The following is a 15031-nucleotide window of genomic DNA, read 5'->3' as shown; positions in this document are numbered from 1 at the left end:
GCTTCTATGCGAGAAACGTCCCTGACACAATCTTACCATGACGTTTCGCGTTTGATGCATCCCGTTTCGGCCAGAACAGCCGCCCCATCCCGCGTTGCCGCCTTTCTCCTGGCGCTCGAGAGCCTTGCCGACGAGGTTTGCGCCACCTTTGCACGCCTGTTCGCTTATCTGGGGGCGCTGGCACTGATCGCCATCCTGGCCCTGGCGGGCTGGCGCCAGATCGGGGGCGACGCGGCAGAATCAGCCCGGTCGGGCTGGAGCATGGTCGATAACGCTGTCCCCGCATTCTCGCTGCGGCTGACCGACCAGCCGGACAAATCGGCAACCTATACCGTGCTCCGGCACCCGCTTGGCGGCCGCAAGGACATCTTCCGCTGGGGTGAACCGGCCGACCGCCCGGCGGCCGAACTCGAAATCTATCGCTTAGGAGCCGAACCCGCCGCCTCGCGACACGCCGCTCACGCACTGGGCCTGCGCATGGCGCCGGACGGAACAAGCGAGCTGGAAGCCGCGGGCGTGATCGACACCAAGTTCGGCTCAGTCAGCCTGCTCCGCCAAACCGGGGCCGCGGATGGGCCGGGCGCCTGCCTCGGCTTTCTCAAACAGCTCGGCGAGCCTGCCTTGCGGCTCTCGGGATGGTCCTGCCAGGGCGTCAGCGCACCCGTCAGGCGCGCAATGGTCGGCTGCATGCTGAACCGGCTGACGCTGTTGTCGGGCAGTCACGACGCGGACCTGAGCGCCCTGTTCGCGCGTGCCGACGGCAGGCGCTTGGCCTGCGACCCGACCGCGGGAGCAGCGAGACCGTCCGATTGGGTCACGGCGCTCGACGAGCCACGGCTGCGCGGCACGCTCTAACTGGCGCGCCGAACACATCCCGCCGTTTCCCAATGCGTCCACGCCACCTTTCGGCCGCGCCGCCGGCACCCGGATCGGCCGTCAAGCCACGGATTTTGATGCAACTTTCCCGCCACAGCGGGGATTTATCTTGACCGGTATGGCGGGATTGACCTTGTGACGCCATATCCGAGCCGGATAATGTATTGCCCAAATCATTGCATGGCGCGCGCCCGCCCCGTTTGGCGCGAGGAAGAGGACGTGATGACGAGATTTTCTGCCGCGACCCGGGTCATGACCGTGGCGCTGATCGCCGCGACCGGTCTTGCCATCACATCCGCCAATGCCGAGACCAAGCGTCGGCACTACGGCAATTACGTCGCCACCGGCAGCGGCCCGAACTATTCCTACCAGTCCGGCCCGCGCACCCGCATCTACATCACCAGGCGCTCCTGGCTCGACGGCGGCACCGAGGTGCTGCCCGGCGATCGCAAGTTCAGCGACTATGCATTCCCGTCCGAATACGGCTATCCGAGCTTCGGCCGCGAGAACCTGAACCGGCCGATCGATCGCCAGCCGCTGATGACGCCGACCGATCTCGGCGGCTATCCGCGGACCTTCCCAATTCCCTACTGAGGTCGGCGATAGCGCCTGATGACGAAGGCCGGGCCCAGCCCGGCCTTTTGCGTGTGGAGCGCATGCAACGCGCCGCTGCGGATCGGGACGCGCGAGAAAATGAAGGCGAGTTGCGCGGCAAGGCACCGCTGACGAGCTGTGGCCAACAGACCCGACACGGTAGCCACATAAAAAACGTCGTCCCGGCAATCCGCCGGGACGACGCCAATTCATGCTGATGCGCTTGCGCGCGGCATCGAGAGTGCCACGCCCTATGCGTGCAGCTTCTCCAGTTCCTTGAGGATCGCCTCGCCCATCTGCGTGGTCGATGCCGGCGTCGTGCCTTCGGACTTGATGTCGGCGGTGCGCAGGCCGCTCGCGAGCACGGCGGCGATCGCAGCTTCCAGCTTGTCGGCCAGCGCGCCCATGTCGAAGGAATAGCGCAGCGCCATGCCGAAGGACGAGACCATCGCGATCGGATTGGCGAGCCCCTTGCCCGCGATGTCGGGCGCGGAGCCGTGCACCGGCTCATACAGCGCCTTGCGCGTCTTGGTCTTGGCATCGACCTCGCCGAGCGAGGCTGACGGCAGCATGCCGAGCGAGCCGGTCAGCATCGCCGCGATGTCCGACAGCATGTCGCCGAACAGATTGTCGGTGACGATGACGTCGAACATCTTCGGATACTTCACCAGATTCATGCCGCCGGAATCGGCGAGCTGGTGCTCGAGCGTCACGTCCTTGTATTCGCGGCTGTGCACCGCGGTCACGACCTCGTTCCAGAGCACGCCCGTCTTCATGACGTTGCGCTTCTCCATCGAGGTGACCTTGTTGCGGCGCTTGCGGGCGAGATCGAAGGCGACGCGCGCGATACGTTCGATCTCGTAGGTGTCGTAGACCTGGGTATCGACGGCGCGCTTCTGGCCGTTGCCGAGATCGGTGATGGTCTTCGGTTCGCCGAAATAGACGCCGCCGGTGAGCTCGCGCACGATCATGATGTCGAGGCCTTCGACGATCTCGCGCTTCAGGCTGGAGGCGTCCGCGAGCGCCGGATAACACACGGCCGGGCGGAGGTTGGCGAACAGTCCGAGATCCTTGCGCAGGCGCAGCAGGCCGGCCTCGGGGCGGACGTCGTAGGGAACGCCGTCCCATTTCGGGCCGCCGACCGCACCGAAGATCACGGCGTCGGCCGCCTTGGCCTTGGCCATGTCGCCCTCGGAAATCGACACCTTGTGCGCGTCATAGGCGGCGCCGCCGACCAGCCCCTCTTCCGTCTCGAACGAGGCGAGCCCGCGGGCGTTGAGCCAGCCGATCAGCCGCTTCACTTCCGCCATCACTTCGGGGCCGATGCCGTCGCCGGGCAGCAGAAGCAGTTTATGGGTCGCCATGGTCGTCATCCTCGCTAGGTGTCATGCCCGGCTCGATCCGGACCTGACGGCGTTCTCTGGAAAATCGGCGGAGTGCTAAAGCGCCGTTGCGGCCTTGGCAAGACACCATTGCCGCAGCCGGCATTCTACGGCGGGCCGTGCGGGCTATAATCGTCCCACAGCATCAGCGTCGACGCATGCAATCGTTCGCGCGATCGGCGCGCCGGAGCATTTCCTTGCACAGCCCTCCCCCCCCATCGACCGCCCATCTGGCGCGGCTGATCCTCACGCTCTCGCTCAGCGCTACCGTCAGCCTCGGCATCGGCCGGTTCGCCTACGCGCTCGTCCTGCCGGACATGCGGGAGTCGCTGCATTGGTCGTATTCGGCGGCCGGCTTCATGAACACGATCAACGCCGCCGGCTATCTCGTCGGAGCCTTGTTGGCATCCTGGATGGTGAGGCGCGTGGGCTGGTCGGCTGCGCTGCGCGGAGGAACGCTGGTCAATCTCGCGGCGCTGGCGCTGTGTGCCATCACCGGCAATTTCGTCGTCTTGAGCTTTGCGCGCCTGATCGGCGGCTTAGCGGCTGCGGCCTGCTTCGTGGCCGGCGGCGCATTGGCGGCCGAGATCGCGCAATCGCGTCCCGAACGGGCGAGCTTCCTGCTCAGCCTGTTCTACGCCGGTCCCGGGCTCGGCATTCTGACCTCGGGTCTGGTCGCGCCGTTCGTTCTGCAGGGCTTCGGCCCCGGGTCGTGGTGGATCGTCTGGTGGGCGCTGACGGCGCTATCGAGCCTGCTCACCATTCCACTGCTGCTCACGCCGATCCGAAGCAAGGCCGGCCTTAATGCCGCCGACGCAGCTTCGTTCTCGGTCTGGCCAGTCGCGATCTATCTGTTCGGCTATTTCTTGTTCGGTGCGGGCTACATCGCCTACATGACGTTCATGATCGCCTATGTCCGCGATCTCGGCGGCGGCGCAACCGCGCAGGCTGCATTCTGGAGCCTGATCGGATTGTCCGGCTTTGCAACGCCCTGGGTCTGGCGCGGCACATTAGCGCTGGACCGCGGCGGGCTCGCCACTGCAATCGTCCTTGCCGTCAATGCAGTTGGTGCAGCACTGCCGATCCTGGGACATTCCACGACCATGCTCGCCATCTCCGCGGTCGTGTTCGGGGTCTCCTTTTTCGCGGTGGCCGGCTCAACCACCGCTTTCGTGCGCCTCAACTACCCGCCGTCCGCCTGGCCTGCGGCGATCGCTGCGATGACCATCGCATTCGGCATCGGCCAGACATTGGGTCCTTTCGTGGTCGGTGCGATCACCGACGCGATGGGCAGCCTGAGCTACGCGTTGAACATCTCCGCGGCCACCCTGTTGGCGGGCGCGATCGCGTCGGCGATGCAGCGCAAATTGAAGAAGGACGTGTAACTCACAGGCGTATCAACACCCTCGCTGTCGTCCCGGCGAACGCCGGACCCATACCGCGTGATGTTAGAAACAGGCACGCGGCCCAGCCCGCGCACGATAATTGGGACCTATGGTAATGGATCCCAGCGTTCGCCGGAACGACGGCGGAGAACGTAGTCACAGCTCTGCTCATCGCTTGCAAGAAGAGCCATACCCCCGCTCAAGTCACAGCCGCCATCAGCTGCCGCTGAACGAATTGTAGCCCTGGTCCTCCCAATAGCCGCCCTTGTAGTCGTTGGTGACTTCCATCGAGAGCACGTATTTCGGGTTCTTGAAGCCGAGCTTGGTGGGCACGCGGATCTTCATCGGATAGCCATAGGCGCGCGGCAGGATCTGGTCGGCGAACTTGAAGGTCATCTGGGTCTGCGGATGCAGCGCGGTGCGCATATCCAGCGGCGAGTTGTAACCGTCCTTGTCGGCGCACTGGAACCAGACATATTTCGCGCGTGTGTCGGCGCCTATCAGTTTGAGGAAATCGCGCAGGGGCGTGCCAGTCCATGAGCCGATGGCGCTCCAGCCCTCGACGCAGATGTGCCGCGTCACCTGCGTGACCTGCGGCAGCGCGTAGAGCTCCTCCAGCCTCCACGACTTCTTGTTGTCAACGAGGCCGCGCACCTCGAGGCTCCAATCCTCGCCGTCGACCTCCGGCGCCTCGTCGAGATCGTAATAGGCGTTGAACGGGAACGGCTTCGTAATCATGCTCTCCGGAAAGGTCGGCGCCAGCGCATCCGGGTCGAACAGCCGGGCCTGCACCGCATCGTTGAACTTGGAGATCTGAGCCAGCAGTGTCTCGGCCGAGTCGCTGTCGAGCACGTCGCAGCCGGTGAGCAGCGTCAGCGCACCGAGGCTCGCGCCGCCCGAGATGAAGCGGCGGCGGGTAAGATCGGGCATCAGCTTGGCGGCGTCCTTGACCAGGAGCTTCTTGTCGACGCCGGGGATGAGAAGCTTGCGCATGCGGCTCATGATCTGTCTCCTCGGAAGTGGTGTCAGCGCCCGATGATCATCGCGCGCAGGCTCTTCGGCACCAGGATGGCGAGCGCGACATGGACGATCAGGAAGGCGCAGATCAGCGACATGCAGACGAAGTGCACATAGCGCGCGGTCGGATAGTCGCCGAACAATGTGACCAGCCAGTGCAGCTGCACCGGCTTCCAGATTGACAGGCCCGAGAGCACGACGACAACGCCGACCAGGATGATGCCGGCATAGAGCAGCTTCTGCACGGAGTTGTAGACGGTGAGATCGTCGTGCGCGAGCCTGAAGCTCAGCGCCGCCTTGAGATCGGCGAACACGCCCCCGGGCGTGATCGGAAACAGCTTGCTACGGAAGCGGCCGGTCGCCACCCCCGTGATCAGGTAAGCGAGGCCGTTGAGCATCAACAGCCACATCGCGGCGAAGTGCCACAGCAGGGCACCGCCGAGCCAGCCGCCGAGCGTGATGCTGTGGTCGAAACGGAAGTTGAACAGGGGCGAGGCGTTGTAGATCTGCCAGCCCGACATGATCATCAGGATCATCGCCACGGCATTGATCCAGTGCATCACGCGGACCCAGGCCGGCTGGATCACCTTTGGCCTGCTCGCGTCGGCCGGTGCTGCGCTGACGTGGCCCTCGGTGACGGCAAGGCTGGACATGATGGCCTCCATTCGTTTCGCATTGACGTCATCCCGGTGCTCCGACGCCAACATTCGCTCCCCTCTGGCAATGGGGATGCAAAGGTAAATCCGCTCTACTGGCGATTATACGCCGGCATCTGGCGCTTCGTTACCATCGGTAAGACGAACAATTTGGCGTCGTCTTCCGCCGGGGCGACAAAAAGAACGATCACGAAAGGGCGAGCCGGAACTCTGTCCCGGCTCGCCAACCGCGCATCCGTGAGGCGGGGGGAAACGGACGGCAGCGGTGTTACGTTGCCGGCATCAGCACCGTGTCGACCACGTGGATGACGCCGTTCGACTGATGGACGTTGGAGATCGAAACCATCGAGGCGTCACCCTTGGCGTCGATGATCCAGATCTTCCCGTCTTTCCGCTTGACGGTGAGCTGCTCGCCCTCGACGGTCTTCAGCATCTTGCCGTCCGTGAGGTCCGAGGCGTCGTATCTGCCGGCGACCACGTGATAGGTAAGAATCTTGGTGAGCGCCGCCTTGTTCTCCGGCTTGGCGAGTGCGTCGACGGCGCCGGCCGGCAACTTGCCGAAGGCGGCGTCGGTCGGCGCGAACACCGTGAACGGACCCTTGCCTTCCAGGGTGTGGACGAGACCGGCGGCCTTCACCGCCGCGACCAACATGGTGTGGTCCCTCGAATTGACCGCGTTCTCGATGATATTCTTCGAGGGATACATCGCGGCACCGCCGACCATCACGGTCTTCTGTTCGGCACGCGCCGGCGCGACGAGCGTGGACGTCAGCGCGAGCGCGCTGAAGGCAGCGACAGACAAGAAGGCAATGCGCTTGGTCATCGATAGCTCCCGAATGTTTGAACAGCCGGCGACGCCGGTGTTCATGAGATTGGCTGCGACGGCGATGCGGTCATTGCAGAGACTTCCCCGCATCGTGTCGGGCCAAGCTACGGGGGCGCTTCCAGCCAGTTTCGACGCATAACTTTATGTGATGCCTGAAACTAATAGCGGGTGAGACCGTGTCTCGTTGCTTCATGAAGGCAACAATACCGCCCGCGTCATCCGGCCGACCAACTCATGGCGGCGCGGCGGCGGGACGACGATGCCGCTCTCATTGCGAGCGTTAACTACGTTCGACGACAAACCCGAGCAAAGCGCACGGCGTCGTTGCGGGTAACACTTTCTTAAGGTTGATTACAGGTCAGCGCCGTTCGCGGGAAGGGGTTCTTCCGCAACGTCAGGCGCGCGTCGTGGACGGGGGTCGCGTCGTGATCAGAACAATCTGGATTGCCGGTCTTTGTCTATTGATGATCGCGGGCCTGCTCGCCACCAAGGTGGTGTCGGCGGCGGTGTCGGCCTCGTCTGAGAGCCAATTCGATGCGACCGCATCGCTGGAGCGCATCCCCATTCCGGGGATCGACACGCTGACCGAGGCCGATCGCAACGCGGCAATGCCGCTGGCCAATACGGATGACGCCGGCGGGTTGCCGATTCTCTCCACCGTCGTACGGCCGACGACTGAAACATTTCGAGCGGGGTCAACGCGTCGGGTTCGGCCTGCCGGCCGCGCCAAAGCGGCCGCACATGCTCGTTCCAAGAGCGGGTCCGAGCCGGCCAAAATGGCCGTCGCGCCATGCCGGCAACTCGATCCGATCGCGCGCTTCCTGGCTTCCGCAAATCTCGCGCCGCGCTGCCAGGGCTGATTCAGAACCACACTGCGGCGCGGCCCGCGCAAGCTTGCATCAGCGAAAACGGCCGGGATCGCTCCCGGCCGTTTTGTTTGCGCCCTATGCACCCGTATGGGGCGATGACGCTCTTTCCGCCTATCGCGGCGGCGCGATGCCGGGCGGAGGCGGCGGCAGCGAAGCCTGGCCCCCGTTCAGCAATGGCGTGATGCGGCGCACGGTGACGCGGCGGTTGATCCGACTGGGGCCGGAGGTCTGCTCCTTCAGATATTGCGAGCCATAGCCCTGCGAGGTCAGGTTCTCCGCCGGCACGTTGAACTGCTGCGTCAGCAGCGTTGCAACGGATTCGGCGCGACGATCCGACAGCGACAGATTGTCGGTGTCGTTGCCGACCGCGTCGGTGTGGCCCTCGATCAGGAACACCTCGCGCGGATTGCGCTGGATCGCACGGTTGAGGCCGTCCGCGATCACCTGCAACTTCGCCACCTGGTCCGGACTGATCTCCCACGATCCCGTGTCGAAAGTAACGGTGTTGAGGTCGATCGAAGGCATCAACTGCCGCACCGACGGGCTGTAGCGAACTTCGTCCAGCGAATAGCGCCGCGCAACGCGCTCCACCGGCGGAGCCTCCAGCGTGTCGTAGATGACATCCGGCGACGCCTCGTCCGCGTCGACGATGTAGCGGTCGTTCGGAATGCGGATAACCGGGGGCGGCAGGTCGACATAGAAGCCGCCGACCGCGTCAGGATCGCGATAGGTGTTGTCGATGATGATGATCTCGCGACCACCCGGATCCCGGCGGATGCGGCGCAGCAGCCGGCCGTCCGGCGCGGCGACCGTGATGATCTCACTGCCGTCGGGGCGGATGACGACGGTACGCCGCTCGCCGCCGACATCCTGGACGCGGATGTCACGCGCGCCGTAGCGGAAGCGATCGATCTCGTCGTGCCGCACGAACTCCTGACCGCTCGGATCGCGCACGATGACGCGGCCCGGCTCGAAGATCACGGTGCGACCGCCTTCCTGCACCTCGCGGCGCTGGGCGCGGAAGTCCTCCAGCCGCTGCGGACCGGGCGCTTGGGCACCCGGCGCGATCGGCGTCAGCTGCTGCGGCGTCGGCGGGGGCGGCGCTGGAATGGGAGCGGCGACCTGCGGCGGCGGACGATTGGACATTGCGGGCGGCCCTCCCGGCGGCAACGCGCTCTGCCCGGCCGGCGGCTGGGCTGCGGGAGCCTGCTGCGCTGGCGGCACCCCCGGAGCTGATCCAGGATGTCCGCCCAATCCCGCACCACCGGCCGGCGGCAGCGTGGGTTGTCCGGCAGACGGCGCGCCGGGAGCAGCCGACGGCTGCGACGGAGCCGGGCTTGTCGTTCCCACCGGCGGGGTCGGCGTACCGCGCGGCGGCGTACCTGGCGGCATTCCCGGCTGCGTTCCCGGCGATGTTACGGGTGGCATTCCTGGCGCGGCTCCGGGCCGGGCGGGGGGCTGGCCACCGGCCGCCGCCGGCGGAGCAGGCGGCGGGGGGTTTGCTGCCGGGGGCGGCCCCGAATGCGCAGGCGGCGTAGTGCCAGCGGGCGGCGCCGAGGGTGTCGGAGTCGCGCCGGGACGTGCCACAGGCGCCCCACCAGGCGCGTTTGGCGCTGCAGCGGGCGGCGGGGACGGAGGCGTCGGATGGCTCGGTGCGGCTACCGGCGGAGGGGGCGGCGGCGCGGCCGGACGCGTCGGCTCCTTCGGGGCGGCCACCGGCGGCGGCGGCATATGCGCGGGCGGCGCAGCTGCGGGCGGCGCCGGCGGAGTCGGATGCTGTGGCGGCGCGGCGCTCGGAGCCGGCGGCGCGACGTGCGGCGCAGCTGCGGGCGGCGGAGCGACATGTGGGGCCGGTGCCGGCGGAGGCGGCGGAGCCACGTGCGGCGCGGGAGCCGGCGGCGGCGGCGGCGGTGGAGCCACGCGCGGCGCAGGAGCCGGCGGCGGCGGAGGTGGAGGTGGAGCCACGTGCGGCGCAGGAGCTGGCGGCGGCGGGGCAGCATGCGGAGGCGGCGCCGGGGGCGGCGGCGGCGGCGGAGCTGCGGGATGCGGTTGAGCTACAGGCGGCGGCGCGGCGCCGGGAGCTCCGGGCGCCGGTCGCTGGGGCTGCGCGCCTGGCGCGGGCGGCTGGCCGTGTGGAGGCTGCTTCGGCTTGCCATCCGGCCCGACTTCGCCCTGCGCCTGGGCCAAGACCAGCGGCGCGGTCTGCGCATGGGACGCGAAGCTTGCCATTTGCGCCGCCGACATCGCGGTCGTCGCAAGCAGCAGAAGTCGAAGTTTGCTCATGTGATATCGATTCCCCGGAATGATCTCTGTGAGAGGCGCGTGATCAACGAATATGCGTTAGGCCGGATTGTGGCGCGGTTCAAATAGGCCGACCGATTTATTTTGCCGCATGAGCGCACTCGCGCCGCTGCTGTTCATGTTGCATTCAGTGATAGATTTCAATGCGTTGCAAAGCCCCCTCTGCAGCGCGCGCACATCGGACGCACGCCTTGCGCGCACATCGTTTGTACGCCGCAACCGCGTTCAATCCGTGGCTGGATTCGGGGTGGTCGGGCTCGCCGGTCCCCGCCCCGGCACCTCCTCAGGCGTGCTGCCGGGCAGCTCGTCCGGCGGGGTTGGCGTGTCGGGCTCCCGCACCGGCGGCGGCACCTCCGGCTGAGGATTGCCGACCGGATCCTCCGGTGGCGGCTCGGCGGGACGACCCGGCGTTGCCGGTGGAATCTCCGGCGGCTCGATTCCGATCACATCGCAACCCTGCGGTTATCGCCGATGTCAGGCCGAGAGCCGGTGACCGCTGCTGCGGCCATCTTCACATAACTGACGACCGTACCTGGCGAATCCCAGAACTCCGCATCATCAGGCGTGATCTTCAGGACGCGAATATTGGGATCATCGGCACTGTCCCGCCAGGCCTTCGCGGGGGTTGAGAACAGCTCCCTAACCTTGGCGCGATCGTTGGAGATTGCTGCCGTGCCGGTCAGCGAGACGTATTTCTGACTTCCGGCGTCGGCGAAAGCGAGATTGACGTGCGGATCGCGCGCGATCTCCTTCTCCTTGTGACGACGGGCATCGGTCAGGAAGTAGATCATGCCCTCGTCCCGCTCGATATAGGCGGCCATCGGCCGCGCCCGCAGCTTCTCGCCATCGCGGGTCACCAGCATCGCAAAGCCGATCTTCTTCATCAGGTCCCAGGCGCGATCCTGACCGCGCGCGGCATTGGTGGCCATGGTTTCGCTCCTCGATCTTTCGGAAGCGATAACGGGGGCCATCAGGCGATGTTCCACCCGCCGGTCGGCCGAAATCAACGAGGAGCGGTCAATCCCGCAACAACAGCGTGTTGCTGCGGGTCCTGCCGGCCTCGCGATAACCGCGACCGATCATGTCGACGAGGCAATCCTGACGCCATTCGCTTCGCGACAGATGCTCGATCGCGATCGCGCGCGGCCACAACGCCGGCGCGACGTCGCGAAAGAAGCCGGTCAGCACACGATCCTCGAAACCTTCGACATCGATCTTCAGCGCGTGGATCTTGGTCAGGCCGGCGTCGTTGACGATGCGCGCAAGCCGCAGCGCCCGCACCTTGTACGCCTGGTCCGCCACCGCTGCGGGCACGATGCGACTTGCGCCGAGGTTCTCCGTGTCCGTCGCAATCATCAGCTCGCCGTCGCTGTCGGATGCGGCCGCGGCAACCAGTCTCACCTGGGTGAGACCGGATGCGGCGACATTGAACGCCAAGCGCGCATGCGCAACCGGATGCGCCTCGATCGCGACGACGCGACCACGCGAGCCGACGTGACGCGCGAGGGTCAGCGCATAGGTGCCGATATTGGCACCGACATCGACGAATACGCCGCCGCCGGGCACATGCGCACGCAGAAAGTCGAGCTCGGCGCGATCGTAGTCCGGGTTGAACAGGGCGCCGCGCTCGGTCGCGCTGAACTGGTGGTGAAAGCGAAAGGATGCGCCCTGGTAGTTCGCATCGATCGGACCTGCCCGGAGCAGATTGAGAAGCCGCGACAAGGTCGGACGAAACGCGCCACGCTTCAACCCGGAGCCGTGCGCGAGCGCAATCACCGCGGCCTGCGCCCAACTCGGCGCGAAAGCGCCGAACGGCGGTGCGGACACATCATCGTCCGGCATTGCCGTTGCATTGCGCGAACGCCAGCCGCCCTCAGTAGCGCGTGACTCCAGTGCCCGCACCAGTGTCATCTCTTCCTCTCCCGGGTTCTTCCCCAAAGCGAAACGGAGACGCTGATGAAAGCGATATTCCGATGTCCTGGCCTCCGCAGCCGCGAAGACATCCTCAGATGCTATGATGTCCTAATCATGTCTCGGCAGGATGGTCTCAGCGCGCCATTGAGGCCGGAGGAGTCGGAGCGGCGCGGCGCCTGGAAGGCGAGCCGATACGGTGCAGCACACGCGACAATTCCTCGATCGAATAAGGTTTCCGCAGCAGCTCGTAACCATGCAAGCCCTGCTGCGCGAGAATGTGGCTGTAGCCTGTCGCAAGTACGATCGGCACGTCGATATCGAGGCGTCGGACTTCTTCGGCGAGCTCGAGGCCCGTCATGCCGGGCATCATGACGTCAGTGAACACCACATCGAACCGCTGCACGCCACTGACCAGTTCTTCGAGCGCATCCTTGGCGTTGTCGACCAGGATGGTGCGATAGCCGAGTTCGGACAGAGCTTCCGTCGTAGCGCGACCGACGTCGATATTGTCCTCGATCACCAGCACCGAGAGGCCATCGCCGCCGACGGCCGCGCCCTCGCCCGCATGGGCGTTCTGCGATCCGACTGCGGCCGGCGCCCGGGGCAGATAGAGCGTGAAGGTCGCGCCACGGCCGACTTCGCTCGACACCGCGATCTCGCCGCCGGACTGTTTTGCGAAGCCGAACACCTGCGAGAGGCCGAGACCGGTGCCATGGCCGATGGTTTTGGTGGTGAAGAACGGCTCGAAGATGCGGCTGAATTGCGCTTCGGGAATGCCGACGCCGGTGTCCTTGACAACGATGGCGACGTAGCCGAGCGGCGGCCGCTCGTGGGGCGCCGCTGGTGTCGGCAGTTCGCCGACCGCGTGGACTTTGATCGTGAGCTGCCCCTGGCCCGCCATCGCATCGCGCGCGTTGACCGCCATGTTGATCAGCGCGGTCTCGAACTGGCCGGCGTCGGCGCTGACGTAGCAAGGCTCCTCGGCCAGGGCGATGACGACCTCGATCCGCGTTCCCACCAGGGTCTTGATCATGTCGCGCAGCGCCGTCACGCTGCTGCCGATGTCGAAGACCTCGGGTTTCAGCGCCTGCCGTCGCGCAAAGGCCAGCAGCTGCCCCGTCAGCTTCGAGGCCCGCCCGACCGTGTCCGAAATCGCATCGACATAGCGCTGCCGCCGCTCCTCCGGCAGGTTGGGCCGGCGCAACAGGTCGGCCGAGGCTCTGATCACGGTGAGCAGATTGTTGAAATCGTGCGCCACGCCGCCGGTGAGTTGCCCCAGCGCCTCCATGCGCTGCCCGTGCTTGAGCGCCTGCTCCGCTTCCAGCCGACGCTCGGCCTCGGCATACAGCCGTTCGGTGCGCCGCAAGGCCAAGGTGAGGAACAGGAACAGGAACGCGGTGGCGGGCACGCCGAAGATCAGGTGGCGGCTGATCGCGCCGAGCCAACGGCTGCGGATGGTCGAAGTCTCGAGCCCCGCGCTGACATAGATTGGATATTCGGTCAGCCGCCGATAGCCGATCCGGCGCTCGATGCCGTCCGCCGAAGAGGTCGTCGTGATCAGACCCGACGGGCTCCCGGTCGCCTCAACTTCCGGATTGCTCGGATCCGGCTTGATGGCCAGGGCCGGAAATCTTACCAGCGCCGAACCATCGGCCCGACGAATCGCAAAATAGCTGCCCGGATCACGTCCGATCCGGGCATAGAACTGCTCGAAATAGTTGGGCAGCACGGAGGCCAGGATCACGCCGGTGAAGTTGCCGTTGGCGTCGTGGCGCCGTCGGCTGACCCCGAAGAAGGGGGCTCCCTGATACGGCGAACGCGGCGCCAGCGGCGCTCCGATAAAAGTTCCAATGTCGGCGCCCAGATGGGCTCTGAAATAGTCGCGGTCGGAGAAGTCGATCGCGGGCGCGGGGTAGACCAGGCTGTTGACCAAGGTGCGACCTTGCGCATCGAACACCCAGACCGACCTGATCTGCGATAGCGCTTCGGGGAGCCGGCGCAGCCGCAAGTACAGCTCCTGCTCACGTGCCCGGATCTCGGCGTCCGGCATGTCTCGGATGATCGCGTCCGTTTCTGCAAGGCTGCGGTCGATGGTTTCGAACACCTTCAGCGCATGTTCGTGGACGACGTCGAGCGAACGCGCGATCTCGCGGTCGGCTTCTTTCTGCGTCGCGTCGTAGGAGACAAGGGATGCAACGGCGAACAGCGCAATCGGCAGCGCCAGCGAAGCCGCCATCATCCATCGCAGCAGTCTCAAGGAATTGCGTTGCGCAAGCTGCACGGTCGCCCCAGCCTCCGACGGCGGGAGCTTAACGCAATTCGCAGCTCATCACAAAGACGAGAGCGCCCTGGAACCGGTAAATCGGCCAGGGCGCTGGTGTGATGAGGCTCCGAGGACGGAGCTCTGGTCTGGGCTGCGGCTTAGATCTGCCGCTCGACCAGTTTCAGCTTGAGTTCCGCAATCGCTTCGGCCGGGTTGAGGCCCTTCGGGCAGGCCTTGGCGCAGTTCATGATGGTGTGGCAGCGATAGAGGCGGAACGGATCCTCGAGATTGTCGAGACGCTCGCCGGTGGCCTCGTCGCGGCTGTCCTTGACCCAGCGGTTCGCCTGCAGCAGCGCCGCCGGCCCGAGATAGCGCTGGCTGTTCCACCAATAGCTCGGGCAGGAGGTCGAGCAGCAGGCGCAGAGGATGCACTCATAAAGGCCGTCGAGCTTCTCGCGGTCCTCATGGCTCTGCCGCCATTCCTTCTGCGGCGTCGGCGTAGTCGTCTTCAGCCAGGGCTCGATCGACGCGTATTGCGCATAGAAGTTGGTGAGATCGGGCACCAGGTCCTTCACCACCGGCTGATGCGGCAGCGGGTTGACCTTCACCGCGCTGTCCTTCACCTCGTGCATCGACTTGGTGCAGGCGAGCGTATTCTGGCCATCGATATTCATGGCGCAGGAGCCGCACACGCCCTCGCGGCAGGAGCGGCGGAAGGTCAGCGACGGATCGATGTGGTTCTTGATCCAGATCAGGCCGTCGAGCACCATCGGGCCGCAATCATTCACGTCGACGTAATAGGTGTCGATGCTCGGGTTTTTGCCGTCGTCCGGATTCCAGCGATACACCTTGAACTCGCGGACTTCGGTAGCGCCAGCCGGCTTCGGCCAGGTCTTGCCGCCGGTGATCTGCGAATTCTTCGGAAGTGCGAACTCAGCCATTTCGAAA

The 15031-nt window shown here is 65.7% G+C and carries 14 protein-coding genes; 4 read left to right on the top strand and 10 right to left on the bottom strand.

The window, feature by feature from the left end:
- The first annotated feature begins 54 nt into the window (after positions 1-54).
- Both QXZ85_RS09535 and QXZ85_RS09530 read left to right on the top strand, forming a co-directional pair.
- Complete coding sequence (locus QXZ85_RS09535; protein WP_315702129.1) at positions 55-855, top strand: hypothetical protein; 801 nt, start codon at positions 55-57, stop codon at positions 853-855.
- Positions 856-1098: 243 nt separating this feature from the next.
- Positions 1099-1470, top strand: coding sequence for a hypothetical protein (locus QXZ85_RS09530; RefSeq protein ID WP_315702130.1), 372 nt, complete (start codon positions 1099-1101; stop codon positions 1468-1470).
- Between the two features lie 251 nt (positions 1471-1721).
- Here the strand turns inward: QXZ85_RS09530 and leuB are convergent, their stop codons facing one another.
- Complete coding sequence (gene leuB, locus QXZ85_RS09525; protein WP_316173990.1) at positions 1722-2834, bottom strand: 3-isopropylmalate dehydrogenase; 1113 nt, start codon at positions 2832-2834, stop codon at positions 1722-1724.
- Positions 2835-3049: 215 nt separating this feature from the next.
- Between leuB and QXZ85_RS09520 the strand changes: the two genes are divergently transcribed.
- The gene (locus QXZ85_RS09520; RefSeq protein ID WP_316173989.1) at positions 3050-4237 is read left to right on the top strand and encodes a YbfB/YjiJ family MFS transporter; all 1188 of its coding nucleotides are present in this window, start codon (positions 3050-3052) and stop codon (positions 4235-4237) included.
- 216 nt (positions 4238-4453) lie between these two features.
- On the opposite strand, the gene QXZ85_RS09515 is transcribed toward QXZ85_RS09520, so the two are convergent.
- From QXZ85_RS09515 to QXZ85_RS09505, 3 genes are all read right to left on the bottom strand, one after another.
- A complete protein-coding gene (locus QXZ85_RS09515; protein WP_315702133.1) occupies positions 4454-5239 on the bottom strand; it encodes a molybdopterin-binding protein in 786 nt (261 codons plus the stop codon).
- Between the two features lie 23 nt (positions 5240-5262).
- Positions 5263-5907: a cytochrome b/b6 domain-containing protein gene (locus tag QXZ85_RS09510; RefSeq protein ID WP_315702134.1), complete on the bottom strand. Its 645-nt coding sequence runs from the start codon at positions 5905-5907 to the stop codon at positions 5263-5265.
- A 271-nt stretch (positions 5908-6178) separates the two neighbouring features.
- Entirely contained in the window at positions 6179-6733 is a 555-nt protein-coding gene (locus QXZ85_RS09505; protein ID WP_315702135.1) for a fasciclin domain-containing protein, read from the bottom strand.
- Positions 6734-7161: 428 nt separating this feature from the next.
- Here QXZ85_RS09505 and QXZ85_RS09500 point away from each other — a divergent pair, with 428 nt between their 5' ends.
- Complete coding sequence (locus QXZ85_RS09500; RefSeq protein WP_315728064.1) at positions 7162-7596, top strand: hypothetical protein; 435 nt, start codon at positions 7162-7164, stop codon at positions 7594-7596.
- A 120-nt stretch (positions 7597-7716) separates the two neighbouring features.
- Here QXZ85_RS09500 and QXZ85_RS33735 read toward each other — a convergent pair whose 3' ends face one another.
- The 6 genes from QXZ85_RS33735 to QXZ85_RS09470 all read right to left on the bottom strand — a co-directional run bounded on the left by QXZ85_RS33735 (position 7717) and on the right by QXZ85_RS09470 (position 15024).
- Positions 7717-8751 carry an OmpA family protein gene (locus tag QXZ85_RS33735; RefSeq protein WP_409977471.1) on the bottom strand — a complete coding sequence of 345 codons (1035 nt, stop codon included), beginning with the start codon at positions 8749-8751 and terminating at the stop codon, positions 7717-7719.
- Positions 8752-10131: 1380 nt separating this feature from the next.
- Positions 10132-10350: a hypothetical protein gene (locus tag QXZ85_RS09490; protein WP_315703129.1), complete on the bottom strand. Its 219-nt coding sequence runs from the start codon at positions 10348-10350 to the stop codon at positions 10132-10134.
- The gene (locus tag QXZ85_RS09485; protein ID WP_315728068.1) at positions 10350-10835 is read right to left on the bottom strand and encodes a pyridoxamine 5'-phosphate oxidase family protein; all 486 of its coding nucleotides are present in this window, start codon (positions 10833-10835) and stop codon (positions 10350-10352) included. Before QXZ85_RS09485 ends, QXZ85_RS09490 begins: the two co-directional genes overlap by 1 nt.
- Before the next feature lie 88 nt (positions 10836-10923).
- A complete protein-coding gene (locus QXZ85_RS09480; RefSeq protein ID WP_315767753.1) occupies positions 10924-11748 on the bottom strand; it encodes an FkbM family methyltransferase in 825 nt (274 codons plus the stop codon).
- 205 nt (positions 11749-11953) lie between these two features.
- Entirely contained in the window at positions 11954-14101 is a 2148-nt protein-coding gene (locus QXZ85_RS09475; RefSeq protein WP_316173987.1) for an ATP-binding protein, read from the bottom strand.
- A 140-nt stretch (positions 14102-14241) separates the two neighbouring features.
- Positions 14242-15024, bottom strand: coding sequence for a succinate dehydrogenase iron-sulfur subunit (locus QXZ85_RS09470; RefSeq protein WP_315702140.1), 783 nt, complete (start codon positions 15022-15024; stop codon positions 14242-14244).
- Positions 15025-15031: the final 7 nt, after the last annotated feature.

Source organism: Bradyrhizobium sp. SZCCHNGR1005 (assembly GCF_032489995.1).
Lineage (GTDB): Bacteria > Pseudomonadota > Alphaproteobacteria > Rhizobiales > Xanthobacteraceae > Bradyrhizobium.
This window is presented reverse-complemented; position numbering and strand designations above follow the sequence as displayed.